Source organism: Mesorhizobium sp. 113-3-3 (genome assembly GCF_016756495.1).
Taxonomy (GTDB): Bacteria; Pseudomonadota; Alphaproteobacteria; order Rhizobiales; family Rhizobiaceae; genus Mesorhizobium.
In genome coordinates this window covers 2,059,494-2,084,191 of the sequence record NZ_AP023243.1, presented here as the reverse complement: position 1 = coordinate 2,084,191, position 24,698 = coordinate 2,059,494, and the positions used below count along the sequence as shown (strand labels likewise).

At 63.5% G+C, this 24,698-nt stretch carries 21 protein-coding genes and 1 tRNA gene; 13 read left to right on the top strand and 9 right to left on the bottom strand.

Features of this window, described 5'->3' with window-relative positions:
• Positions 1 to 99 precede the first annotated feature (99 nt).
• Together JG746_RS10130 and JG746_RS10125 are read left to right on the top strand one after the other, a co-directional pair.
• Positions 100 to 1,050, top strand: coding sequence for an SPFH domain-containing protein (locus tag JG746_RS10130; RefSeq protein ID WP_202358001.1), 951 nt, complete (start codon positions 100 to 102; stop codon positions 1,048 to 1,050).
• Between the two features lie 20 nt (positions 1,051 to 1,070).
• Positions 1,071 to 1,535, top strand: a complete 465-nt coding sequence (locus tag JG746_RS10125; RefSeq protein WP_202358000.1) for an NfeD family protein — start codon at positions 1,071 to 1,073, stop codon at positions 1,533 to 1,535.
• 190 nt (positions 1,536 to 1,725) lie between these two features.
• Here JG746_RS10125 and JG746_RS10120 read toward each other — a convergent pair whose 3' ends face one another.
• Positions 1,726 to 2,727: a KpsF/GutQ family sugar-phosphate isomerase gene (locus JG746_RS10120; RefSeq protein WP_202357999.1), complete on the bottom strand. Its 1,002-nt coding sequence runs from the start codon at positions 2,725 to 2,727 to the stop codon at positions 1,726 to 1,728.
• 208 nt (positions 2,728 to 2,935) lie between these two features.
• Between JG746_RS10120 and JG746_RS10115 the strand changes: the two genes are divergently transcribed.
• Positions 2,936 to 4,735: an outer membrane beta-barrel protein gene (locus tag JG746_RS10115; protein WP_202357998.1), complete on the top strand. Its 1,800-nt coding sequence runs from the start codon at positions 2,936 to 2,938 to the stop codon at positions 4,733 to 4,735.
• Positions 4,736 to 4,786: 51 nt separating this feature from the next.
• Here JG746_RS10115 and galU read toward each other — a convergent pair whose 3' ends face one another.
• The gene (galU, locus tag JG746_RS10110) at positions 4,787 to 5,692 is read right to left on the bottom strand and encodes a UTP--glucose-1-phosphate uridylyltransferase GalU (RefSeq protein WP_446721194.1); all 906 of its coding nucleotides are present in this window, start codon (positions 5,690 to 5,692) and stop codon (positions 4,787 to 4,789) included.
• Between the two features lie 213 nt (positions 5,693 to 5,905).
• Here galU and JG746_RS10105 point away from each other — a divergent pair, with 213 nt between their 5' ends.
• Positions 5,906 to 7,129 carry a lytic murein transglycosylase gene (locus tag JG746_RS10105; RefSeq protein WP_202357997.1) on the top strand — a complete coding sequence of 408 codons (1,224 nt, stop codon included), beginning with the start codon at positions 5,906 to 5,908 and terminating at the stop codon, positions 7,127 to 7,129.
• Between the two features lie 112 nt (positions 7,130 to 7,241).
• Positions 7,242 to 8,483 (top strand): SGNH/GDSL hydrolase family protein, encoded by a 1,242-nt coding sequence (locus JG746_RS10100; RefSeq protein WP_202357996.1) that lies wholly within the window; start codon positions 7,242 to 7,244, stop codon positions 8,481 to 8,483.
• A 153-nt stretch (positions 8,484 to 8,636) separates the two neighbouring features.
• Here JG746_RS10100 and JG746_RS10095 read toward each other — a convergent pair whose 3' ends face one another.
• Together JG746_RS10095 and gltB are read right to left on the bottom strand one after the other, a co-directional pair.
• Complete coding sequence (locus JG746_RS10095) at positions 8,637 to 10,091, bottom strand: glutamate synthase subunit beta (RefSeq protein WP_202357995.1); 1,455 nt, start codon at positions 10,089 to 10,091, stop codon at positions 8,637 to 8,639.
• 143 nt (positions 10,092 to 10,234) lie between these two features.
• Positions 10,235 to 14,995: a glutamate synthase large subunit gene (gene gltB / locus JG746_RS10090; protein ID WP_202357994.1), complete on the bottom strand. Its 4,761-nt coding sequence runs from the start codon at positions 14,993 to 14,995 to the stop codon at positions 10,235 to 10,237.
• A gap of 514 nt (positions 14,996 to 15,509) precedes the next feature.
• Here gltB and JG746_RS10085 point away from each other — a divergent pair.
• Positions 15,510 to 16,562 carry a threonine aldolase family protein gene (locus JG746_RS10085; RefSeq protein WP_202357993.1) on the top strand — a complete coding sequence of 351 codons (1,053 nt, stop codon included), beginning with the start codon at positions 15,510 to 15,512 and terminating at the stop codon, positions 16,560 to 16,562.
• A gap of 81 nt (positions 16,563 to 16,643) precedes the next feature.
• On the opposite strand, the gene JG746_RS10080 is transcribed toward JG746_RS10085, so the two are convergent.
• Positions 16,644 to 17,111, bottom strand: coding sequence for an Hsp20 family protein (locus JG746_RS10080; protein ID WP_013893124.1), 468 nt, complete (start codon positions 17,109 to 17,111; stop codon positions 16,644 to 16,646).
• A gap of 123 nt (positions 17,112 to 17,234) precedes the next feature.
• On the opposite strand from JG746_RS10080, the gene JG746_RS10075 reads away from it, so the two are divergent.
• The 5 genes from JG746_RS10075 (at position 17,235) to JG746_RS10055 (ending at position 20,080) form a co-directional block, all read left to right on the top strand.
• The gene (locus tag JG746_RS10075; protein WP_202357992.1) at positions 17,235 to 17,495 is read left to right on the top strand and encodes a hypothetical protein; all 261 of its coding nucleotides are present in this window, start codon (positions 17,235 to 17,237) and stop codon (positions 17,493 to 17,495) included.
• Positions 17,496 to 17,593: 98 nt separating this feature from the next.
• Entirely contained in the window at positions 17,594 to 18,571 is a 978-nt protein-coding gene (locus JG746_RS10070) for an alpha/beta fold hydrolase (RefSeq protein WP_202357991.1), read from the top strand.
• 166 nt (positions 18,572 to 18,737) lie between these two features.
• On the top strand, positions 18,738 to 18,893 hold the full coding sequence (locus JG746_RS10065) for a hypothetical protein (RefSeq protein ID WP_202357990.1): 156 nt from the start codon (positions 18,738 to 18,740) through the stop codon (positions 18,891 to 18,893).
• A 3-nt stretch (positions 18,894 to 18,896) separates the two neighbouring features.
• On the top strand, positions 18,897 to 19,142 hold the full coding sequence (locus tag JG746_RS10060; protein WP_202357989.1) for a DUF1127 domain-containing protein: 246 nt from the start codon (positions 18,897 to 18,899) through the stop codon (positions 19,140 to 19,142).
• Between the two features lie 107 nt (positions 19,143 to 19,249).
• Positions 19,250 to 20,080: a helix-turn-helix transcriptional regulator gene (locus JG746_RS10055; RefSeq protein WP_202359305.1), complete on the top strand. Its 831-nt coding sequence runs from the start codon at positions 19,250 to 19,252 to the stop codon at positions 20,078 to 20,080.
• A 30-nt stretch (positions 20,081 to 20,110) separates the two neighbouring features.
• Here the strand turns inward: JG746_RS10055 and hisN are convergent, their stop codons facing one another.
• Both hisN and JG746_RS10045 read right to left on the bottom strand, forming a co-directional pair.
• Complete coding sequence (gene hisN, locus JG746_RS10050) at positions 20,111 to 20,884, bottom strand: histidinol-phosphatase (protein ID WP_202357988.1); 774 nt, start codon at positions 20,882 to 20,884, stop codon at positions 20,111 to 20,113.
• Between the two features lie 315 nt (positions 20,885 to 21,199).
• Positions 21,200 to 22,141 carry an N-formylglutamate amidohydrolase gene (locus tag JG746_RS10045; RefSeq protein WP_202357987.1) on the bottom strand — a complete coding sequence of 314 codons (942 nt, stop codon included), beginning with the start codon at positions 22,139 to 22,141 and terminating at the stop codon, positions 21,200 to 21,202.
• Positions 22,142 to 22,304: 163 nt separating this feature from the next.
• On the opposite strand from JG746_RS10045, the gene cpdR reads away from it, so the two are divergent.
• Both cpdR and JG746_RS10035 read left to right on the top strand, forming a co-directional pair.
• Positions 22,305 to 22,667 carry a cell cycle two-component system response regulator CpdR gene (gene cpdR / locus JG746_RS10040; RefSeq protein WP_006199474.1) on the top strand — a complete coding sequence of 121 codons (363 nt, stop codon included), beginning with the start codon at positions 22,305 to 22,307 and terminating at the stop codon, positions 22,665 to 22,667.
• Positions 22,668 to 22,772: 105 nt separating this feature from the next.
• A tRNA-Val gene (locus tag JG746_RS10035) sits at positions 22,773 to 22,847 on the top strand.
• A gap of 295 nt (positions 22,848 to 23,142) precedes the next feature.
• Here JG746_RS10035 and JG746_RS10030 read toward each other — a convergent pair.
• Both JG746_RS10030 and JG746_RS10025 read right to left on the bottom strand, forming a co-directional pair.
• The gene (locus JG746_RS10030; RefSeq protein WP_202357986.1) at positions 23,143 to 23,349 is read right to left on the bottom strand and encodes a hypothetical protein; all 207 of its coding nucleotides are present in this window, start codon (positions 23,347 to 23,349) and stop codon (positions 23,143 to 23,145) included.
• Between the two features lie 154 nt (positions 23,350 to 23,503).
• The gene (locus JG746_RS10025; protein WP_202357985.1) at positions 23,504 to 24,658 is read right to left on the bottom strand and encodes a dihydrodipicolinate synthase family protein; all 1,155 of its coding nucleotides are present in this window, start codon (positions 24,656 to 24,658) and stop codon (positions 23,504 to 23,506) included.
• Between the last annotated feature and the right edge of the window lie 40 nt (positions 24,659 to 24,698).

Genomic DNA, 24,698 nt, shown 5'->3' with positions numbered 1-24,698 from the left:
TCATCACCTGATTGTAACGCTCCTGAAACACACTTAAGTCTTTGGTGAAGTCGGCTGCGCGGGAATGGCTCGCAGGGCCAGCTTCTGAGGGAGAGCCAAATGGATTTCAGTGGTTTCGATATTGCGGTCATTGTTCTTGTCGCGCTTGTCGTGCTGGTGCTGTTCAAAGGCATCAAGACAGTTCCGCAAGGCTACAACTATACCGTCGAACGTTTTGGCCGTTACACCAGGACACTGAGCCCCGGCCTCAACATCATCACGCCTTTCGTCGACCGCATCGGCGCAAAGATGAACATGATGGAGCAGGTGCTCGACGTTCCGAGCCAGGAGATCATCACCCGCGACAACGCCATCGTTGGCGTCGACGGCATCGCTTTCTACCAGATTCTCAATGCGGCACAGGCAGCCTACCAGGTTGCCGGCCTGCAGAATGCCATCCTCAACCTGACGATGACCAACATCCGTACCGTCATGGGTTCAATGGACCTCGACGAGCTCCTGTCGAATCGCGACGCCATCAACGAGCGCCTGCTGCGCGTCGTCGACGAGGCGGCGCATCCGTGGGGCATCAAGATCACCCGCGTCGAGATCAAGGACATCAACCCGCCGGCCAACCTCATCGAATCGATGGGCCGCCAGATGACCGCCGAACGTAACAAGCGCGCGCAGATCCTGGCCGCCGAGGGCCTCAAGCAGTCGCAGATTCTCGAAGCCGAGGGCCGCAAGGAAGCCGCCTTCCGCGACGCCGAGGCGCGCGAGCGTTCGGCCGAGGCCGAGGCCCGCGCGACCCAGGTGGTGTCGGAAGCGATTTCCAAGGGCGACGTGCAGGCGCTCAACTACTTCGTCGCCCAGAAATACACCGAGGCGTTGGGCAAGATCGGCACGGCCACCAACAGCAAGATCGTGCTGATGCCTTTCGAGGCGTCGTCGCTGATCGGCTCGCTCGGCGGCATTGGGGAAATTGCCAAGGAAGTCTTCCGCAACGAAGGCACGGCCGGTGCGCAGCGCCAGGCCGCCCGCCCGCCGGTCGTGCGGCCGAGCGACAACTAGGTCCATAGGGGGTCACTCTTATGATCGATCGCATCATTTCCGAACTCGGCCCTTGGTCCTGGATGGTTCTGGGCTTCGTGCTGCTGGTCGTGGAAGTCATCGCGCCGGGCTTCTTCATGCTTTGGATCGGCATCGCTGCGCTCATCATTGGGGCGGTGTCGCTGCTGATCTGGGATGCGGCGATCTGGACCTGGCAGGTTCAGGTCCTCGCCTTCCTGGCGCTGTCGCTGGTTTCAGCCTTCGTCGGCAAGAAACTCATGGGCGGACGCGACCAGCCGACCGACCAGCCGCTGCTCAACCGGCGCGGCGCCCAGATGATCGGCCGCATGGCGACGCTTTCCGAGCCGATCAAGGACGGCCGCGGCCGCATCAAGCTCGGCGATACGCTATGGCGCGTCTCCGGACCGGACCTGCCCGCCGGCACGCAGGTGCGGGTGACAAGTGCCGCGGATACCGACCTGGAACTGACGGTCGAACGGGTCTGAATTTTCAGCCTGGGCGCCGACACACAAGGTGTGTTGAGATTCAGGTCAGGCCGAGTCGAAAATGCCTGATACGAGAACTGGAGCGGAGCGTACTTTTCGTACGTGAGCTCCGCTCTACTGCATCGCAGTAGAGCGGGGAGGCGCAGGTATCAGCAATTTGCAGGCCGGCCTCACCTGAATATCAGCACACCTAGGCAGCGCCGATGCGCAGCAGGTCATGGAAGTGCACCACGCCGAGCGGCACGTTGTTCTTGGTCACCACCAGCGCGCCGATATTGTGCTCGTTGAGCAGCGCGATCGCGGTGCCGGCAAGCGTCTGCGGATCGACCGTCTTGGGCTTACGGGTCATCACCTCGTCGACGATGACGTCGGCCAGGTGGCGGTGCAGGTTGCGCGCGACATCGCCGTCGGTGATGATCCCGGCCAATTCGCCATTGGTGTCGACGATGAGGACGCAGCCGACCTTCTTCTGCGACAGCGTCATCACCGCTTCCGGCATCTTGGTGCCGAGAAGCGCCAGCGGAATCTGGTCGCCGACCCGCATGATCTCGGAGACCAGCGTCAGGTTGGCGCCAAGCTGGCCGCCGGGATGGAAGGTGCGGAAATGGTCCGGCGTGAAGCCGCGCGCCTCGAGCAACGCGATCGCCAGCGCATCGCCGATGACCAGTTGCAGCAATGTCGATGTCGTCGGCGCCAGGCCGTGCGGGCAGGCCTCCGGGGTGCGCGGCAAAAGCAGCACGACGTCGGCCGCACGCGCCAGCGCCGATGTCTCTCCGGCGGTTATGGCGATAAGCGGAATGGAGAAGCGCCTGGAATAGGCAATGATGCCCTTGAGCTCGAGGCTTTCGCCCGACCACGACATGGCGATGATGGCATCGTCCTTGGCGATCATGCCGAGATCGCCATGGTTGGCCTCGACGGGATGGACGAAGAAGGCCGGCGTGCCTGTGGAGGCCAGCGTCGCTGCGATCTTCGAGCCGATATGGCCGCTTTTGCCGACGCCGGTGACGATCAGCCGGCCTTCGATCTTCGAGATCATGTCGACGGCCTGCGCGAAAGGCGCGGCCAGTCCGTTCTCGAGCGCTTCGGCAAGGGCGGCGATCCCGGCCTGTTCGGTTGTCACCGTTCTCAGTGCCGAATCAATCGACGCTTGCCTGTCCAGGGGCTTCTTATCGAGGGATCTAGCATGCATGGATGATGCGATTAGCGCGTTGCCGCCCGCCTGTCCAACAGAAATGGCGCTGGCGCCCGGATGGCGGAGGCCCCGGGCAGGCCACGCGATCCTGCAAACAGCGGCACTTTGACTGGACGAATGAGCGCCACCTCAACCCTCCGTTAACCATCCCCATTTACGGTTCGGTAAGTATGGCGCGCACAGCGCCGCGCAAGCAGTGGTGGCGATGTCCGGGGCCCAGCCAGAAAAATCAAGAGGACGACGAGGCAAGGCGGTGTGCGCCCTGCTGCTGGCGACCAGTGTGTTCGCTTTGCTGCGCCCGGCACCTCTCCATGCCCAGGAAACGGAGTTGCGCGGCGAGGTTTCCGAATCGGCGATCCTGACCGACCAGCAGCGCAAGGCAAGGCAGCTCGCCCTTGCCGCCCAGGGCAAGCAACAGTCGGCCAACACCGCGCAGGACGATACGCCGCCGCGCACCTATTTGCCGGCCAGTGCCGGCGCCGTCCCCGACGACACCGGCACGGATGCCGCCACCGGCGGCATTTTCGATCCGCCGCAGGCGACCGACGACACGTCCACCGACAATGCGACGCCACCCAAGCCGCGCCGCCGTCCGTCGACGGCCGCGCAGAAAGCTACTGATCAGGACAAGACCAAAGCGGGCACCAAGACGGCCGACAAGTCGAAAAAGAAGAAAAAGACGACGGCTGCAACCGCTGACACCACCGCTTCAACGACCGCCTCCACGACGGACGCTGCCGGCACGACCGGCATAGATGAGGAGACGGCCAACCGCCGCGCCCTCACCGTCGACAGCGCCGACAGGCAGAAGCTTGACCCCGGCGCCGAGCGCACCGCCGCCATCGAGGGCCAGAACAAGAAGGCCGAGGAGGATCCGTTCGCGCCCACCGGCGTCAAATGGGGGTCCTTCGTCATCCGCCCGTCGATCGAACAGGGCATGACCGCCACCACGAACGGCGATTCGAGCAGCGCCGGCACATCAGCGCTGCTGTCGGAGACGGCATTGCGCTTTTCCGCGGTTTCCGACTGGCGCGAAAACTCCGCCACCATCGACGGCTATGGCCTGTTCCGCGAGAGCGTTTCGGGCTACCGGGTTCACAATGCGCAAGGCCGCATCGAAGGCCAGCTCAATGTCGACCTCGACAATGAGCTGCGCGCCATCGCCAAGCTCGGCTATGAAGCCGTGCCCGAAACGGCGTCCTCGCCCAACGCCATTGCCGGCGTCAGCACCCAGCCGCTGCGGCAGACGATCGACGGCAGCCTCGGCATCGAAAAGCACATCGGCAAGATGCAGTACACGCTGACCGGCGCGGTCTCGCACGACTTCTATGGCGACGCCGAGCTTTCGGACGGCACCACGCTGTCGCAGAAGGATCAGGACAACACGCTCTACACGGCGACCCTGCGCACCGGTTACGAAATCTCCCCGGCCCTCACCCCGTTCACCGAAATCGAGGTCGGCCGCAGGGCCTATGATCAGCGCATCGACAATGAGGGCTTCGAGCGTTCCTCGACGCGCCTCGGCGCTCGCGCCGGCCTGCAGCTCGACATGGGCGAGAAGCTGTCGGGCGAATTCTCGGCCGGCTGGCTGCGGGAAGCGATCGACGACAAGAGCCTGGGGGCGATTTCGGGCGCCACCGTCAACGCCGACCTCAAATGGTCGCCGGAGCGCGGGACCACGATCGGCCTGACTGGCAAGACCACCGTCGAGACCACGACCACTGCGGGTGAAAGCGGCGACATCCTCTATTCCGGCCGCTTGACCGGTGAACGGCAGATCCGCGCCAACCTTACCGCGAATGCGGCGCTCGGCCTCGACTGGCGCGACTATGTCGGCATCGATGGCCATGACCAGATCTTGAGCGCCGAGACCGGGCTGACTTGGTGGCTGAACCGTTATGCTGGCCTCACCACAAGGGTGAGAACCGAAAGGCTGACCAGCAACCTGCCCGGCCGCGACTACACCGCCAACAGCATCTATCTCGGCCTGAAAGTGCAGCGCTGAAACTTGTCTGCGCAGGAAGGGTGGTCAGCCGCGGTGGCATGCCCCATCCAGCTAAGATGCCGCGACTCGCCGCTCTGACGGCGTCATTTCGTCGAGAAGCGTGCGGATGACGCCGGCCATGTTCTCCTTCATGTCGCTGCGCCACAGCGCGAAGGCGACATTGGCCTCGACGAAACCTTCCGGCGAACCGCAATCGAAGGTACGGCCCTGATAGTGGTAGCCGTAGAAGGCCTGCTGCTTCTCCAGCTTCAGCATCGCATCGGTCAGCTGGATTTCGTTGCCGGCGCCCTTTTCCTGGTCTTCGAGGATCTTGAAAATCTCGGGCTGCAGGATGTAGCGGCCGTTGATGTAGAGGTTCGAGGGTGCGGTGCCGGTCTTCGGCTTCTCCACCATCTCGGTGATGCGGAAGCCGTGATGCGTATCCTCGCCACGGCCGACGATGCCGTATTTATGGGCCTCCGCCGGGTCGCATTCCTGCACGGCGATGATGTTGTTGCCGGTTTCCTGGTAGAGTTCGACCATCGACTTCATGCAGCTCTTTTCCGACTGCATGATCATGTCGGGCAAGAGCAGCGCGAACGGCTCGTCGCCGACCAGTTCACGCGCGCACCAGACGGCATGGCCGAGCCCCATCGGCACCTGCTGGCGGGTGAAGCTGGTCTGGCCGGGCGCCGGCTGGAGCCGCTGCAGGCGGGCCAGCTGCTCGTCCTTGCCGCGCTGGGCGAGCGTGTCATAGAGCTCGAACTGGATATCGAAATGATCCTCGATGACAGCCTTGTTGCGGCCGGTCACGAAGATGAAATGCTCGATGCCCGCCTCGCGCGCCTCGTCGACCACATACTGGATGACCGGCCGGTCGACGACGGTCAGCATCTCCTTGGGAACAGCCTTGGTGGCCGGGAGGAACCGCGTGCCGAGACCGGCGACCGGGAAAACTGCCTTGCGAACTCTCTTCATGCTTTCAATTATCCGTTTGCTGCCCGGCTCCGCAATCCCCGTCTGGCGACATTTTCACGCCGGAATTGAAGATTACTGGGGGCGGGTGAGGGGAAACTTCCACCGGTTAAAGCATCGAGGTGTCTTTTCGTTCCAGGCGACGCCTATGGTAAACTAATTCCTAACCCGGTTCGGCGATGAATGGTCTTTCCTGAGACAGAGAAGGAGGAAAACATGTCCGTTCGCAATGCCGCAAAACGTTTCACCAGCGTCATGACGGCCGCCAGCCTCTCGCTCGCTCTGCTGATGCCTGCCGGTCCCGCCTTCGCCGACGCCGGTTTCCGGCAATGGGTCGCCAGCTTCCGCGCCACCGCCGTCGCCGGCGGTGTTTCCGGCGCTGTCTACGACCAGGCTTTCAGGGATATCAAGGAGCCTGATCCGGTGGTGCTGGAAAAGGCGCGCACCCAGCCCGAATTCACCGCGCCCGCCTGGGATTATTTCGACAACCGCGTGCATGACCAGTCGGTCGCCGTCGGGCAGCAGATGGCGAAGAAGTGGAAGCCGTGGCTGGACAGGATCGAGTCGAGGTTCGGCGTCGACCGCTACATTCTGCTGGCCATCTGGTCGATGGAATCGAACTATGGCGAGATCCTCAAGCGCGACGACATCATGCGCAACGTCATCCGGTCGCTGGCGACTTTGGGCTATGGCGACCCGAAGCGGTCGAAATATGCCCGCACCCAGCTGGTCGCGGCCCTGAAGATCCTGCAGACCGGCGACATCGACGAAAGCCATCTGATGGGCTCCTGGGCCGGCGCCATGGGCCAGACCCAGTTCATCCCCACCAGTTACCAGCACTATGCCGTCGACATGGACGGCAACGGCAAGCGCGACATCTGGAATTCCATCCCCGATGCGCTGGCGACATCGGCCAATCTGCTGAAGAAGAATGGCTGGCAGGCCGGCAAGACCTGGGGCTACGAAGTCGCGATACCGGCTGGCAAGCTGCCGGGCGGATCGAAGACACTGGCGCAGTGGCAGGCGCTTGGCGTCGTCAGGGCCAGCGGCAAGCCGTTCAAGAACCTCACCGACAAGGCGACGCTGAAAGTGCCGGACGGCCGTGGCGGGCCGGCCTTCCTGATGATCAGGAATTTCTCGGTCATCAAGGCCTACAACAATGCCGACAAATATGCCCTGGCTGTTGGCCTCCTCGCCGACGAGATCGCCGGTGGCAACGGTCTGGTCCAGGACTGGAAGCGGCCCTTCACCAAGCTCACCTTCGAGGAAAGGCAGGAGCTGCAGAAGCGGCTTTCGCAGCACGGGCTTTACGACGGCAAGTTCGACGGCAAGATCGGCGACGGCTCCAAGACCGCCATCATGGCCTATCAGGCGAAGGTCGGCTTGACCCAAGACGGCTACCCGAGCATGGAAGTGCTCAAATGGCTCAGGCAGAAATAGCGCCGGGCGCTTTTTTGGCGCACATATCCGGCGCCTTGGCACTTTGAACTTGCGCCCGGCCGCAAAACCGGCTCCGGTTTGCGGAACCAGGCGCAAGGGGATGGAGGAGTGATTGGTTTCGGCCGCGCGTATCGCGATCCTTGTTCGTCGCACGCCGATCCTTTTTCTGGCGATAGTCCTGCTGGCGATCGCCGCCGCCGATGCCTTCCATGCACCGGCCATGGCGCAGGAGCAGCCGCAGCAAAATCGCGGCTGGTCGTTGCGCGACCTCTTGTTTCCACGGCGCAGCGAGCGGGTCGAACCGCCGCTCGACATCCAGAAGGCAAGACCGAAGGCCAAGGCGAAAAAACGCGCCCCGCGTCCGCCGGAGCAGCCTGAAATCCCTGTGGTCGAAAAGACGCCGGACGCCCGCACCGTGCTGGTGGTCGGCGACTTCATGGCCACAGGCCTTGCCGAGGGCCTGGACACCGCCTTCGCCGACAATCCCGGCGTCAGGATCGTCGTGCGCAGCAACGGCTCGTCGGGCTTCGTGCGCGATGACTTCTACAACTGGCCCGAACAGATCAAATCGCTGATCGAGACCGAGAAACCGGCAGCGGTGGTCGTCATGCTGGGTTCCAACGACCGCCAGCAGATGAAGGTCGGCGACGTGCGCGAGCAACCCCGGTCCGAGAACTGGACCAAGGAATATGAGCGCCGCACCGACGAACTCGGCAAGGCCATCGCCACAGCAAAGGTGCCTTTCCTGTGGGTCGGCATGCCGGCCTTCCGGGTGCCGAAGATGACCTCCGACATGCTGGCCTTCAACGACATCTACCATCAGGCGGCCGAAAACCATGGTGGCGAATTCGTCGACGTCTGGGACGGCTTCGTCGATGAGAACGGCGCCTTCGTCACCACCGGCCCCGACATGAACGGCCAGCCGGTGCGGCTGCGCGCCGATGACGGCATCAACGTTTCCAAGGCCGGCAAGCGCAAGCTCGCCTTCTACACCGAAAAGCCGCTGGCCAAGATCCTGGGCCTGGCCGCGCCCGGCAGCGTGGCCCCGGCGGCGGCTCCGGCGGGCGCGCCGGTCGAGGCGCCGGCGCCGGCAGCGGCACCGATCGTCATTGACCGCACCGCACCGATGCTGCTTAGCGACCCGGCGCTCGACGGCGGCACCGAACTGCTCGGCGCCGCGCCCCCGGCAGAGGCCAATCCGGCTCTTCCCGGTGAAAAACTGGTGATCGAAGGCAAGGCGCCGGAGGCCTCCCCCGGCCGCGCCGACGATTTCTCCTGGCCGCCAAAGGCCGAGCCGCCGGCGACAGCCGCGGCGGCCCCGGCGGCCGACACGACGACGGCGATCAACCCTTAATCACGCGGAACTATTGAGACTGTTTCGAAACTCGCTCCTGTGAGTCATATGATGGCGTCGAGAACCGGAGCGGAGCGTACTTTTGAGTACGTGAGCACCGGAAGCGCAGAAAACGCCTTCAGATGGCCGCAGGAGTAGAGTTTCCAAACGGGCTCAGCGGGGAAGGACGCTTGAGCCCATCAGCGCCTCGTCGATCGAGCGCGCCGCCTGGCGGCCTTCGCGGATCGCCCAGACGACCAGCGACTGGCCGCGGCGCACATCGCCCGCCGCATAGAGCCGGTCGACGCTGGTCTTGTAGTCGCGGTCATTGGCCTCGACATTCCGGGAGCGGCGGCTGTCGGTGGTTATTTTCATCTCACCCTCGAGTTCCTTCGCCACGCCGGCGGCGGCTGGTCCCGCAAAGCCGATGGCGATGAAGGCGAGATCGGCGCGGATGACGAATTCGGTGCCGGCGATCGGCTTGCGCTTCTCGTCGACCTCGCAGCACTTGACGCCGGTCAGCTGGCCGTCCTCGCCGATGAATTCGAGCGTCGCCACCTGGAACTCGCGCTCCGCACCCTCCGCCTGCGAGGACGAAGTGCGCATCTTGGTCGCCCAATAGGGCCAGACGGCGAGCTTGTCTTCCTTTTCCGGCGGCTGCGGGCGGATGTCGAGCTGGGTGACGCGCACCGCGCCCTGGCGGAAAGCGGTGCCGACGCAGTCGGACGCGGTATCGCCGCCGCCGACGACGACGACATGCTGTCCGCCGGCGATGATTGGATGTGACGGCCACGCCACCGACTGGATCGGCTCGCCGCCGACGCGGCGGTTCTGCTGCACCAGATAGGGCATGGCGTCATGCACGCCGCCGAGATCGTCGCCCGGAATGTTGGCCGCGCGCGGTGCTTCCGAGCCGCCGCAATAGAGCACGGCATCATGCTCGGCGAGCAGTTCGGCGACGGGCTTGTCGACGCCGACATTGACGCCGCAATGGAAGGTCACGCCCTCGCCCTGCATCTGTTCGATGCGCCGATCGATATAGTGCTTCTCGATCTTGAAGTCGGGAATGCCGTAGCGCATCAGCCCGCCCGGGCGGCTCTCGCGCTCATAGACATGCACGTCATGACCGGCGCGGCCAAGCTGCTGGGCAGCGGCCATGCCGGCGGGGCCGGAGCCGATGATCGCGACCCGCTTGCCGGTCTTCTTCTCCGGTGGATAGGGCCTGATATGCCCGGTCTCGTAAGCCTTGTCGGCGATTGCCTGTTCCACCGTCTTGATGGCGACCGGAATGTCTTCGAGGTTCAGCGTGCAGGCTTCCTCGCAAGGCGCGGGGCAGATGCGGCCGGTGAACTCCGGGAAATTGTTGGTCGAATGCAGGTTGCGGATCGCGTTGTCCCAGTCCCTGTTATAGACGAGGTCGTTCCAGTCCGGAATCTGGTTGTGGATCGGGCAGCCCGTCGGCCCGTGACAGAATGGAATGCCGCAATCCATGCAGCGCGCGGCCTGTTTCTCGACCTCCTTGTCCGACATCGGCAGCGTGAACTCGCGGAAGTGCCGGATGCGATCGGAGGCCGGCTGGTACTTGTGCACCTGCCGGTCGATTTCGAGAAAGCCTGTTACCTTGCCCATAGTCCAGTTCCTGCTGTCCAGATGGTGCGGTTTTCGCCGCACCCGTTAACCTCTTGAGGCAGCCATGGCAACCTTGCGCCCGAGGTCAAACTGTCGATGAAGGGGGCCGGGAAGCCTGGGCTCCCCGGCAATTCTCTTAAAATCTATTCGGCCGCGACGCCCATGCGCATGCGTTCCATCTCGATCAGCGCGCGGCGGTATTCGACCGGCATGATCTTGCGGAATTTCGGCCGGAACGTAGCCCAGTCGTCGAGGATCTCGCGGCCGCGCACCGAACCCGTATAGTGCACGTGGTTCGAGATCAGCTGGTAGAGCCGTTCCTCGTCATGGCTGGTCATGTCGCCGGACACGTCGACGCGGCCCTTGTGGTCGAGATCGCCGCCATGGTGCAGCAGCCTTTCCATCAGATCGTCTTCTTCCGGTACCGGCTCCAGCTCGACCATGGCCATGTTGCAGCGCTCGGCGAAATCGCCCGCCTCGTCCAGCACATAGGCGACGCCGCCCGACATGCCGGCGGCGAAGTTGCGGCCGGTCTTGCCGATGACGACGACGACACCGCCGGTCATGTATTCGCAGCCATGGTCGCCGACGCCTTCGACGACGGCAGCAACGCCCGAATTGCGCACCGCGAAACGCTCGCCGGCAACACCGGCGAAATAGGCTTCGCCCTCGGTCGCGCCATAGAGCACCGTATTGCCGACGATGATGGAGTCGGCCGCGACGATCCTGGCCTCTTCCGGCGGCCGGATGACGATGCGCCCGCCCGACAGGCCCTTGCCGACATAGTCATTGCCGGCGCCGACGAGTTCGAACGAGATGCCGCGCGCCAGGAAGGCGCCGAAGGACTGGCCGGCGGTACCGGTCAGCTTCACCTGGATGGTGTCCTCGCGCAGGCCCTTGTGCTTGAAGCGCTTGGCCACTTCGCCCGACAGCATGGCGCCGGTCGAACGGTCGACATTGCGGATGTCGACCTCGATCTTGACCGGCTGCTTGGCCTCAAGCGCCGGCTTGGCCAGCTCGATCAGCTTGCGGTCGAGCACGTCGTCGATCGGATGCTTCTGCCGTTCGGTCCAGTGTACTGCCTCATGCGGCGCATCGGGCTTGTAGAACATCTTGGAGAAGTCGAGGCCCCGCGCCTTCCAGTGCTGGATCACGTCGCGCTTTTCCAGCAGATCGCTGTCGCCGATGATCTGGTCGATATGGGTGTAACCCATTTCGGCGAGCAGCCCCCTCACCTCTTCCGCCACGTAGAAGAAGAAGTTGATGACGTGCTCGGGCGTGCCCTTGAAGCGCTTGCGCAGCACCGGGTCCTGCGTGGCGACGCCAACCGGACAGGTGTTGAGGTGGCACTTGCGCATCATGATGCACCCGGCCGCGATCAGCGGCGCGGTCGAGAAGCCGAACTCGTCGGCGCCGAGCAGCGCGCCGATGATGACGTCGCGCCCGGTGCGCAGGCCGCCATCGACCTGCAGCGCAACGCGCGAACGCAGGCCGTTCAGCACCAGCGTCTGGTGCGTCTCGGCCAGGCCCATTTCCCACGGGCTGCCGGCATGCTTGAGCGAGGTCAGCGGCGAGGCGCCGGTGCCGCCATCATAGCCCGAGATGGTGATGTGGTCGGCGCGCGCCTTGGCGACACCGGCCGCGACGGTGCCGACACCGACTTCCGACACCAGCTTGACCGACACGTCGGCCGCCGGGTTGACGTTCTTCAGATCGTAGATCAGCTGCGCCAGATCCTCGATCGAATAGATGTCGTGATGCGGCGGCGGCGAGATCAGGCCGACGCCCGGCGTCGAATGCCGGACCTTGGCGATGGTCGCGTCGACCTTGTGGCCGGGCAACTGGCCGCCCTCGCCGGGCTTCGCACCCTGCGCGACCTTGATCTGCATGACGTCGGAATTGACGAGGTATTCGGCCGTCACGCCGAACCGCCCGGAAGCGACCTGCTTGATCGCCGAGCGTTCCGGGTTCTTGCCGCCGCCGGGCAGCGGCAGATAGCGGTCGGCCTCTTCGCCGCCCTCGCCGGTGTTCGACTTGCCGCCGATCTGGTTCATGGCGCGCGCCAGCGTGGTGTGCGCCTCCCTGGAGATCGAACCGAACGACATCGCCCCGGTCGAGAAGCGCTTGACGATCTCGGCCGCCGGCATGACGTCGTCGAGCGCGACCTTCTTGCGGCCGGTGTCCTCAGCCAGCCTGATCTTGAACAGGCCGCGGATGGTCTGCGCGCGCGCCGTCTCGCTGTCGATCTGCGCCGAATAGTCCTTGAACGTCTCCCACGAACCCTGGCGCACGGCGTGCTGCAAGGTGGCGACCGCGTCGGGCGACCACATATGCGCCTCGCCGCGCATGCGGAAGAGATATTCGCCGCCGACTTCGAGGCTGTTGCGCAGCACCGGATCGTTGCCGAAACCGTCCGTGTGGCGGCTGACGGTTTCGCCGGCGACCTCGTCCAGCCCGACGCCTTCGATGAGCGTCGCCGTGCCGGTGAAATACTTCTCGACGAAATCGGTCTTCAGCCCGATGGCGTCGAAGATCTGCGCGCCGCAATAGGACTGGTAGGTCGAGATGCCCATCTTGGACATCACCTTGAGGATGCCCTTGCCGATCGACTTGATGTAGCGCGACACCACCTCGTAGGCGTCGACCTCTTCCGGCAGCTCGCCGCGCTTGTGCATGTCGAGCAACGTATCGAAGGCGAGATAGGGGTTGATCGCTTCGGCGCCATAGCCGGCAAGGCAGCAGAAATGGTGCACTTCGCGCGGCTCGCCGGATTCCACGACCAGGCCGACCGAGGTGCGCAGCCCCTTGCGGATCAAGTGATGATGCACCGCCGCCGTCGCCAGCAGTGCGGGAATGGCGATGCGGTCCGGGCCGAGCTGGCGATCGGACAGAATGATGATGTTGTAGCCGCCGGCGACCGCCGCCTCCGCCCGCTCGCACAGGCGATCGATGGCGCCCTGCATGCCGGCAGCGCCCTCATTCGAGCCATAGGTGATGTCGATCGTCTTGGTGTCGAAACGGTCCTCGGTGTGGCCGATGGAACGGATCTTTTCCAGATCGCCATTGGTCAGGATCGGCTGGCGCACTTCGAGCCGCTTGCGGCGCGAATTACCGACCAGGTCGAAGATGTTCGGCCTGGGACCGATGAAGGACACCAGGCTCATCACCAGTTCCTCGCGGATCGGGTCGATCGGCGGGTTGGTGACCTGGGCGAAGTTCTGCTTGAAATAGGTGTAGAGCAGCTTCGACTTGTCCGACATCGCCGAGATCGGCGTGTCGGTGCCCATCGAACCCACGGCTTCCTGGCCGGTGGTCGCCATCGGCGACATCAACAGCTTGGTGTCTTCCTGGGTGTAGCCGAACGCCTGCTGGCGATCGAGCAGGCTGACATCCTTGCGCAGCGCGCGCGGTTCGACCGGCTTCAGATCTTCCAGGATGAGCTGCGTGTTGGCGAGCCAGGTCTTGTAAGGGTGCCTGGTGGCGATCTCCGACTTGATCTCCTCGTCGGGCACGATGCGGCCCTTGGCAAGATCGATCAACAGCATGCGGCCAGGCTGCAGCCGCCACTTCTTGACGATCCTCTCCTCCGGCACCGGCAGCACACCGGCCTCGGAAGCCATGATGACGCGGTCATCGTCGGTGACGATGTAGCGTGCCGGGCGCAGGCCGTTGCGGTCGAGCGTGGCGCCGATCTGGCGGCCATCGGTGAAGGCGACCGCGGCCGGCCCGTCCCACGGTTCCATCAGCGCGGCATGGTATTCGTAGAAAGCCTTGCGGTCGGCATCCATGAGCTTGTTGCCGGCCCAGGCTTCCGGAATCAGCATCATCATGGCGTGGCTGAGGCTGTAGCCGCCCTGGAACAAGAACTCGAGCGCGTTGTCGAAGCACGCCGTGTCGGACTGGCCGTCATAGGAGATCGGCCAGAGCTTCGAGATGTTGTTGCCGAACAGTTCGGAATCGACTGATGCCTGGCGCGCCGCCATCCAGTTGTTGTTGCCGCGCACCGTGTTGATCTCGCCATTGTGGGCGACCATGCGGTAGGGATGCGCCAGCTTCCAAGACGGGAAGGTGTTGGTCGAGAAACGCTGGTGGACAAGAATCAGCGCGGTCTCGAAGCGCGAATCCTTGAGGTCCTTGTAGTAGGCGCCGACCTGATAGGCCAGGAACATGCCCTTGTAGACGATGGTGCGCGCCGACAGCGACACGCAATAGGCGCCGATGTCCTTGTTGTCGTTCTCGGCATAGATGCGGCCCGAGATGACCTTGCGAAGCAGATAGAGCCGGGCCTCGTATTCCTCGTCATCGGGAATGTCAGCCGTACGGCCGATGAACACCTGGCGGTGGAACGGCTCGGACGCGACGATGTCGGGCGCCTTCGACAGCGACGAATTGTCGACGGGCACGTCGCGGAAGCCGATGAGCGGCAGGCCTTCGGACTGCGCCGATTCGGCGATGATGTCCTCGATATGGGCGCGAAGTGCCGCGTCCTGCGGCATGAACCAGTGTCCGACGCCATATTGGCCCGCGGGCGGCAGTTCGACGCCCTGGGCGGCCATCTCCTCACGGAAGAACTGGTCGGGAAGCTGCACCAGCACGCCGGCGCCGTCGCCGACCAGCGGGTCGGCGCCGACGGCGCCGCGATGCGTCAGGTTTTCAAGCACGGCAAGGCCGTCCTTGACGATCTGGTGCGACTTCACGCCCTTCATGTTGACGATGAAGCCGACGCCGCAGGCATCATGTTCGTTGCGCGGATCGTAGAGGCCCCGAGGGGCAAAAGCGGTTTGGCCGATGTCGGTTCGGCCAGTCTCGGTTCGCCCAGTGTTGGTTCGGGACGTATTTTTGACGGCAGCCGCTTTCGTCTGCGCGGCCTGGCCGTTCGTCGCAGAGAGCGTCATGTCCGTCATTGTCCTATCCTCCATTCCCAGCCCTTCAGGCGCTGGCCAGTTCTTCGGTCGCTAATTTGCCTCGGCAAGCGCTTGGCTCACCCTGATCCTTGCGGCACGTCTTGCGAAATCCTTGCCGAACCAGGCGGCTTTCCGCATGGTTCGCATCTGGTATCGTACAGGCCAGAGTCTGGCCGTCCACCTGTCGCTCGCAGCAACAGCCGGAGAGGCCAATATGTTACGCCAATCCAGCCTGTTTTGTGCGACAAAATAAGACAGCACTACTGTCCTAAATTTTTATGGCAGAATTCCCCGACGCACACAAGACCGATTCACAAAAAACTTGGGCTTTCCGCGACATAAAATTACGTGAAGTTGAGGGGAAACGTAAGCTTAAGTCGCCGATCCCCACCCCTTCGGCTTGGCTGGCTTTAACGGTTTTCCGGCGCCTGGCCCTTGCGGTTGGCGCGTGGAACCGTTCAACTCCGCGCTGATTTCCCCAAAACCCCGATCTTCCCCAGACATAGGCAGTTGCATGTTCTTCGCTTCCGACAATTGGGCAGGCGCCCATCCCAATATCGTTGCCGGCCTGTCGGCCGCGGCCGGCGGCTTTGCCACCGCCTATGGCGACAGCGCACTCGACCAGACGGTCTACCAGCGCTTCAATGAGATTTTCGAGCGTGAGGTCGCGGTGTTCTTCGTGGCGACCGGCACCGCCGCCAACGCGCTGTCGCTGACCGCCTTCAACAAGCCCGGCGGCATCTCATTCGCGCACCGCGAATCGCATGTCATCGAAGACGAGTGCGGCGCACCCGAGTATTTTTCCGGCGGCGCGCGCTTGCATGCCATCGACGGCGCCCTGGGCAAGATCGACGCGCACAATCTGGAGCGGACCATTGGCCGCTTCGCGCCCGAAATCGTCCACTGGGGACGGCCAATGGCGGTCTCGATCACCCAGTCGACGGAGGTTGGCACCATCTACGGCCTGAATGAGATCGAGACGATTTCGGCCATCGCCAAACGGCATTCCGTGCCGCTGCACATGGATGGCGCCCGCTTTGCCAATGCGCTGGTCGCGCTCGACACGACGCCGGCCGAAATGACCTGGAAGCGTGGTGTCGACATCCTGTCCTTCGGCGGCACCAAGAATGGCTGCTGGTGCGCCGAGGCGATCGTGCTGTTCGACCTCGACCGCGCCAGGGAATTGGCCTTCCTGCGCAAGCGTGCCGCCCAGCTGTTTTCGAAGTCGCGCTTCGTCGCGGCGCAATTCGAAGCCTATTTCAAGGACGGCCAGTGGCTCGACACCGCGCGCCACGCCAACGCCATGGCCGCGCGCCTCGCCGCGGCGATCGAGGATTCGGCCCACGCCAAGCTGGCCTGGCTGCCGCAGGCCAACGAGGTGTTCGCGGTGATCAAGAAGACCGAAGCCGAGAGGCTGCAGGCGACGGGCGCCGCCTTCTACGACTGGCACAAGCCGCATGGCTTTGACGGCCATGTGGGCGAGGACGAACTCCTCTACCGCTTCGTCACCAGCTTCGCCACGTCAGCCGAGGAAGTCGACCGCTTCGGCCAATTGATCGCCGGGTAATCGGTCCCCGAACAACAAAAAAGCGGCGCCTTTCGGCGCCGCTTTCGTCTCGGGAGGAGACACTTCTATTCCTGGGCTACATTACGCAGCGGTCTTGGCCTCGATCTGCTTGGCCTTGGCCGGAGCCGAGGTGATCGCGATCTTGCGCGGCTTCAGTTCCTCGGGAATGTTGCGCTTGAGGTCGACGAAGAGCAGGCCGTTCTTCAGCGCGGCGCCGACGACTTCAACGTGGTCGGCAAGCTGGAAGCGGCGCTCGAAAGCCCTGGAGGCAATGCCGCGATAGAGCAGCTCGGAGCCTTCGCCAGTACCCTCGTCCTTGCGCTCGCCCTTCACGGTCAGCACGTTGCGGTGGGCTTCGATCGAGATTTCCTCGTCCGAGAAGCCGGCGACCGCCATGGAGATCCGGTACGAATCCTCACCGGTGCGCTCGATATTGTAGGGCGGATAGGTCTGCGCGCCATCGGGCTGCGCAAGCGAATCCAGCATGGTGAAGAGACGGTCGAAGCCGACGGTCGAACGGTAAAGCGGGGAAAAATCAACGTGACGCATGAGGTGTTCTCCTGTTGAGCAACATGGTTTGCGTATGGCCGGTGCGAAACCCGTAAGCGGCGTTTCGGGAAGACCAGCGGTCCCGACATTGGCGACCGCATTCCACATTTGGGGAGCGCCCGAATGCATTTCAAGATTTCGCCGGGTGGCAAAAAACCGCGCCGCCTTCCCCTTGATGAACGGCAGATGAACCGGACCTTCGGCGCCCGTTCAGACGGGTGCCGCTACAGTGACCCCAAGATCAAGGATTGGCGGCGCTGGATCTTGCACAGGCGCCGCAACGAGGCCGAACCGGGTGTTAACGTCCCTTCCTCCCGGATCGACAGGGGCCGGAAGCACGCCTTCGAGCGGCTTCCGGCCTTCCCCGTTACAGTCCCGGCATAAGCCGGATTTGCTTTGCTTTTGGTGCGTTGGCGTCTATCACCTTGACGAGGCCAGCCGCGACAGACTGGCACCCGAAGACGCCGAGCACAAAGCGCCGCATGACGGACCTTCTCCACGACACGCCGCTTTTCCACGAAACCGAGGGCAATCCGCGACCGGAAAACTCCACCGGCGGCTTTTTCATCACGCGCGACCGCAAGAAGATCCGCTATGGCCTGTTCGCGGCGGCGACACGTCCGCTGCGGGGCACCGTGGTACTGCTGTCCGGCCGCAACGAGTGCATCGAAAAATATTTCGAGACCATCCGCGACCTTGCGGCCCGGGGCTTTGGCGTCGCCACGCTCGACTGGCGCGGCCAGGGTGATTCCGACCGGCTGATCCGCGATCGCCAGCGCGGCTATGTCCGCTCCTTCCGCGACTACACGGCCGATCTGGAGCAGTTTTTCGAGGAGATCGTGCTGCCCGATTGCCGCGGGCCTTATTACATACTCGCCCATTCAGCCGGAGCCGTGATCGCGCTGCTTGCCGCGCCATCCATGGTGAACCGCGTGCGGCGCATGGTGCTGATCGCGCCTTTCCTGACGTTGCCTGACCTGCCGGTCTCGATCCGAACCGTCCGCCGTGTCTGTTCGGTTCTCTGCGCTTTGGGGCTGGGCCGGCTCTATGCCGCCTGGGGTCCTCGGCCCAGACACACGCTGCCTTTCGAAGCCAACAAGGTGACGTCGGATCCGCAGCGCTATCGCCGCAACACCCGCATCTACGAAGAGTATCCGCGAATGGCGCTCGGCGGTCCGACGATCCGCTGGCTGCAGGCGGCTGCGAAGGCGTCGGAAGTGGTCAGCGACCCAGACTTCATGGCAAGGATCCAGGTGCCTGTGCTGATCTTCGCCGCCGGCGCCGACAAGGTCGTCTCGACCAGGGCGGTCGAGGCCTACGCCAGAAGCCTGAGGCTCGGTTCGCTGCTGATGATCGACGGCTCCAAGCACGAAATCCTGCAGGAGGTCGACCTTTACCGCGAACAATTCCTCGCTGCCTTCGATGCCTTCATCCCCGGCTCGGACGACCCGACGGCCTGACCGGCGCCGCGGCTCCTTCACGGATCGGCATAGCTGACACACCGTTGTCAGGATGATCGACCGGCCGCTCCTCGCGGCACGCAAACCGCTAAAGATTCTGACAGCCCGTGCCGGCTCCGAAATGCTCATCTCAATGCGTCGAATTGAACGCCATGGAGATGAGATCATGACCGAGAAAACCTGCGCCGCCTGCGATTGCCAGCTCGATGCCAACCCGATCCGCGTCAAGGTCGGCGGCAAGTCCGTCGAAGTCTGCTGCGAGGAATGCGCGACCGCGCTGAACGAGGCCGGGGCCTCGGCGGCCAGCGTGAGCGAGGGTTGAGCCATGCGCACCGATCACGCAGCGGCACAACGCCTGGCTGGCCAGGCCCCGGCGCCGCCAGCCCGCACCGAAACGAGCCTGCGGGCCTTGCACGCCCGGTGTATCGCGGCAGCGAGATGGATCGCCCGCCAGATGGAGAAGCGCCGAAGCCGGCTTGCCTTGCAGGAAATGACAGATGAACAGCTCAAGGACATCGGTCTGTCGCGCGGCCAGGCCTATTCGGAATTCAGGCGCCGTTCGTGGGACTGAGCAGCTCACGGAGAAAGTCTCCTGACAGGATTGGACAGGCTGCGTGCGTAAAATGCCCATCGCAATGCCGGGATCATTTTCCGGTTTGAGGGATGAGCACAATGGCCATGTCGCAATTCAAGGTTCAGCTCCTTCTGGACACCGGCATCGTCAAGGTGCGGGATGTGGTCTGCAGCGGCGAATGTCGGCACAGGAGCGATGAGGAATGCACGTCGGCGACGCATCTGGTGTTTCCCTACCGCGGCGTCTTCGTGCGTCATGTCGGCCGCAATGACGCGGTCGCTGAAGCCAACCAGCTGCTGTTCTTCAACGAGGCCGAGCCTTACCAGGTCAGCCATCCCATCGAGGGTGGCGACGCCTGCCTCGACCTCGTCATTGAGGAAGGCCAGTTGCGCGAGCTGGCGCCGAAAGAGCAGTTGCGCGCCGGTGGCCTCCTGGGGTTTCGTCGCCAGCGCCGGCGCATCGATCCCCGTGCGCAGGCGCTGGTGGCGCTGCTGCGCCACAGCCTGAGCCGCGGCGTCGCCGAAACGCTGGAGGCCGAGACGCTGGCGCTAACCTTGGTACGGCGCTCGCTCGGCGAGCGCACTTCGCATGTCGCGGGCGCCAGCCCCGGGCGGCAAAAGCTGGTCGACCGCGCCAAGCTGGTGCTTGCGTCGGACCTGTCGCGGCGCTGGACGCTGGCCGAGATCGCCGCCGAGGTCGGCGTCTCGCCGGTCTACTTGACGCAGATGTTCCAGCAGGTCGAGGCCATGCCGCTCTATCGCTATCACCTTCGCCTGCGGCTGGCGCGCGCGCTCGACCTGCTTGGCCGCTACGACAATCTGACGACTTTGGGCATGGATCTGGGCTTTTCCAGCCACAGCCATTTCAGCGCGTCTTTCAGACAGGCCTACGGCCGCACGCCAGCAGAGTTCCAGCGCTCGATCCGATCGCGCTGAAGCAACGGCTTCGAGGAGCCTGCGAAAATATCAGCCGCGCAGGGCAGCCATGGCGGCGGCGTGAAGCTCCGGCGTCGCCGCCGCCAACACGTCGCCGCCCTTCTCGGCCGGTCCGCCATCGAAGGTGGTGACGACGCCGCCCGCCTTCTCGATGATCGGGATCAGCGCGACGATGTCGTAAGGTTTCAGGCCGGGATCGGCGACGATGTCGACGCTTCCCGAGGCGATCATGGCGAAGGCATAGCAATCGGCGCCGTAGCGGGCGAGCTGCACTTGTTTCTCGAACGCATCATAGCGCGTGCGCGCCTCGCCCTTGTACAGCGCCGGCGTGGTGGTGAACAGCGTTGCGTCAGCAAGGCTGGTTGTCTTGCGGGTAGAAAGCTTGCGCGGTCCGCCCGGCCCCTCATAGTGCGAGCCCGAGGCATTGGCGTAGAACAGCTCGCCGGTGAAAGGCTGCGCCATCATGCCGGCAACCGCGTCGCCGTCGACCGTCAGCCCGACCAGCGTCCCCCACACCGGCAGGCCGGAGATGAAGGCGCGCGTACCGTCGATCGGATCGATCACCCAGACATGCCGGCTGGAGATGTTTTCGCTGCCATGCTCCTCGCCGAGAATGCCATGGTCGGGATACTCACCCGATATCAGCGCCCGGATGGCGCGTTCGGTCTCACGGTCGGCTTCCGTGACCGGGTCGAAACTGCCCTTTTCCTTGTTGGCGACGGCACCCTGGGCACGAAAGCGCGGCAAGGTCTCGGCCGCTGCCGCCTGCGCGATGCGGCGCATGAAATCGATGCTGATGTCCAACTGATTCTCCCGCGTTGCCGAGTGCCCAACCGGGCTCTGCCGACACTTTCCCGCCAAAACAAGCCTGTTTATCGATTTATTCGCAGCGACACTTGTTGCCCAAATGTCACATCTGCGTCATCGAAACGCAATTTCCACATCACTCTGAATTAAAAAAGCCTGAACGTCGCTTGACATTTGTGCACCGCACAATACCCTCGACCTCGGACAGGGTTTCCTGTCCATGCCCTCCTTGGGCGTTTCCTCCCTAGACTTCGACCGTATCGTGCAAACGATGCGGTCTTTTTTTACCCCCTGCGCCCCGGGCCGGCTATTTCACTCCGCGGCCAGCGGCAGGTCGATGAAGTGATGGTCGGGCATCGACATCAGATCCGCCGAAAATCGCGTCAGATCGTCGGCCAGCGCGTCGAAACCGGCAGTCTTCTCGAACGTCCGCTCATTCATGTAGAGCCCGCGATTGACCTCGATCTGCAGCGCATGCAGATGGCGTGCCGGACGGCCATAATGTTCGGTGATGAAGCCGCCGGCATAGGGCTTGTTGTGGGCGACGGTATAGCCCATTGCGGTCAGCAGGCCGATCGCGGTCTCGGTCAAGGCAGCGGTGGCCGAGATGCCGAAACGGTCGCCGATGATGAAGTCCGGCCGCAGGCCGCTGTCGCCGACGCGGATGCTTGCCGGCATCGAATGGCAGTCGATCAGCACGGCAAAGCCGAAACGGGCGTGCGTCCTGGTCAAAAGCCGCTTCAGCGTTTCATGATAGGGCTTGTAGACGGCCTCGATGCGGGCGACGGCTTCGGCGAGCGGCAGGCGGCCGGAATAGATGTCGAGCCCCTCGCCGACCAGCTTCGGCACGGTGCCAAGTCCGCCGGCCACCCGCGCCGAGCGGATGTTGCAGAAGGACGGCACCGGCTCGGCGAACATGCGCGGGTCGAGTTCCCATGGCTCGCGATTGACGTCGAGATAGGCGCGCGGGAAATTCGCCGCCAGCATCGGCGCGCCGAGCGCCACCGCGCCGCCGAACAGCTCGTCGACGTAGCAATCCTCCGAGCGGCGGATAGCGTTGCGGTCGAGCCGCGCCATGGCGAGGAAGCGTTCGGGATAGTAGCGGCCGCTATGCGGTGAATTGAACAGGAAGGGGACGCGCTGTTCGACGCCCGATCGGATTTCGAAGGGTTGAACGACCGAAAAATCCTCGGCTGCCGTCTTCAATTTGCACGAACCCGAAAACACCGATGCATCATCGCATGAAAGTGCCACCTTGCTGGCCGCATGTCCAGCATTTCGCCACGCGCCTCGCCTTGCCGAATGCGGATAATGCTTCGCCGCGTTCACTTGATGTTTACCGTCACCTCCTCATATACAGGATGGTTAACGGGCTGCCTGGGCGGCAGTCTCGGGCGGGTGATTCGGACGGGATATCATGGCACGCATTCTTCTGGCGGAAGACGACGACGATATGCGTCGGTTCCTCGTCAAGGCGCTGGAACGCGCCGGCTACCAGGTCAGCGATTTCGACAATGGCGCCAGCGCCTATGAGCGGCTGCGCGAGGAGCCGTTCTCGCTGCTGTTGACCGATATCGTCATGCCGGAGATGGACGGCATCGAACTGGCGCGACGTGCCACCGAGATCGATCCCGACCTCAAGGTCATGTTCATCACCGGTTTCGCCGCCGTTGCGCTGAACCCGGATTCCAAGGCGCCGAAAGACGCCAAGGTGCTGTCGAAGCCCTTCCATCTGCGCGATCTCGTCAACGAGGTCGAGAAGATGCTGCAGGCGGCCTGAGCCGCCTTCCGCAGAGGCATCGCCGGTGCGGCGAGACGACGCCTTCTTTCCTTTTTCTCGCTATTGACGCGCCGGACCAAAAATGGTGTATGCGCGGCTTCGGATGGGCGTGTAGCTCAGCGGGAGAGCACTGCATTGACATTGCAGGGGTCACAGGTTCAATCCCTGTCACGCCCACCATCCTTTCAAAGACATAGGCGATAGCTGTGCCGAGCCTTTTTGCCGGTCGCGTCGGCTGTACGCCGATAGTGACCGGTTCGAGCAACCAATGTCGTTGTTTCGGGCGAACGTCCGTCACGAAACAATCGGTCAGCCGTCATCTATTCGATCGATGTGCTGGATCGAAGAGGACTCCACATTGAAACCGATCCTCGCGGATCGCTGGACATCCCAAAAGCCTGTCCAGAAAGCCCCGCTTGACTCCCGGTCGGCGGGGCTTTCCATGCGTTCAACTCGCTGAAATGAATGGCCGGCGCTAACGGCGCGGTCTAACTTTCGGCCCTGTCGAGCTTTCCGCCGGGTTTGCCGCCAATTTGGCGAATCGCCGATCTTTCAGCCTCAAGAACTTTCCTTTTTCCAGGAGCTCATCGCGGTCGCCATCATCCGCAGTCGTTCGGCCATACGTCGCAGCAATCACATAGTCGGCTTTGTTCGTTCGATAATCCTCTTTTTGCACAGACATCGTTTCCTCCCGGTCTGCGGCCTTTCCTCCCTTAGCCTGACCGAGGAATTAACTGCCGGTATGTGGCGCGAGTCCACCAATTGAGGATTGTATTAAAATGATACACACAGGAGTCCTTTGCGGCGATCCGCATCGCGAAGGCGCAAAACCGTGCTCAAACGCCTGCGACGGCGCACAGGCTCTTCATCCGCGAGATGGCCAGATCAGGATCGGCCAGCAGGCATGCCTGATCGGCAAGGCGAAAGATTTCGGCATAGTGGCGGATGCCGCGCGCCGACTGCATGCCGCCGACCATGGTGAAATGGTCCTGGTGGCCGTTCAGCCAGGCCATGAAGACGATGCCGGCCTTGTAATATTCAGTCGGCGCCTCGAAGATTTTTCGCGATAGCGGCACTGTCGGCGCCATCAGCGCGTCATAGCCGGCGCGGTCGCCCTCGGCGAGCCTTGCCAGGGCGGCGTTGGCGACCGGCGCGATGGCGTCGAAAATGCCGAGCAGCGCGTGCGAATGCCTGTTGCCGTCGCCGGCGATCAATTCGGGGTAATTGAAGTCGTCGCCGGTGAACATCACGACGCCCTCCGGCAGCCGGTTGCGCAGCGCGACCTCCTTGCCGGCATCGAGCAGCGATATCTTTATGCCTTCGACCTTGTCCGCGTGGCGTTCGATGATGGCGACCACCGTATCGAGCGCGGTCTCGAAATCACCGCTGCCCCAATAGCCCTTCAAGGCCGGATCGAACATGTCCCCCAGCCAGTGCAGGACGACCTTGCCGGAGGCCTGGCTCAGGATGCGGTCGTAGACGCGCGCATAATCGTCCGGCCCTTTGGCGACAGCCGCCAATGCGCGGCTGGCCATCATGATCGCCTTGCCGCCCTGCCCTTCGATGAAAGCGAACTGCTCGTCATAGGCCGCGATCACATCGTCGAGCGTCCTGGCGGCGGCCGGCGCCAGATGGTCAGTGCCGGCGCCCGAGGCAAGATCGGCGCCTTCGAAAGTACGGGCCTCGGCGATCGACCGGCGGATCAATTCCCTCGCGCTGGCCCAGTCGAAACCCATGCCGCGCTGCGACGTGTCCATCGCCTCGGCAATGCGGAAGCCGAGCCGCCACAAATGATGGCGAAACGCCATCGTCCTGTCCCAGTCGATCGCAGGTCGCGACCATGGATCGGTCATTTCGAGGGGATCGGCAACGACATGCGCGGCGGCATAGGCGATGCGCGAAAACCGTGCGCCGGCCGCCGGCTGCACCGGCTGCCCGACAAGCGCGTAACGGGCGCTGCGGCCACCTTCACCAGGCAAGACAATATCCATCGACCTCTCCCTTCGCAGCGCCTATTAAATGGAACGTTCC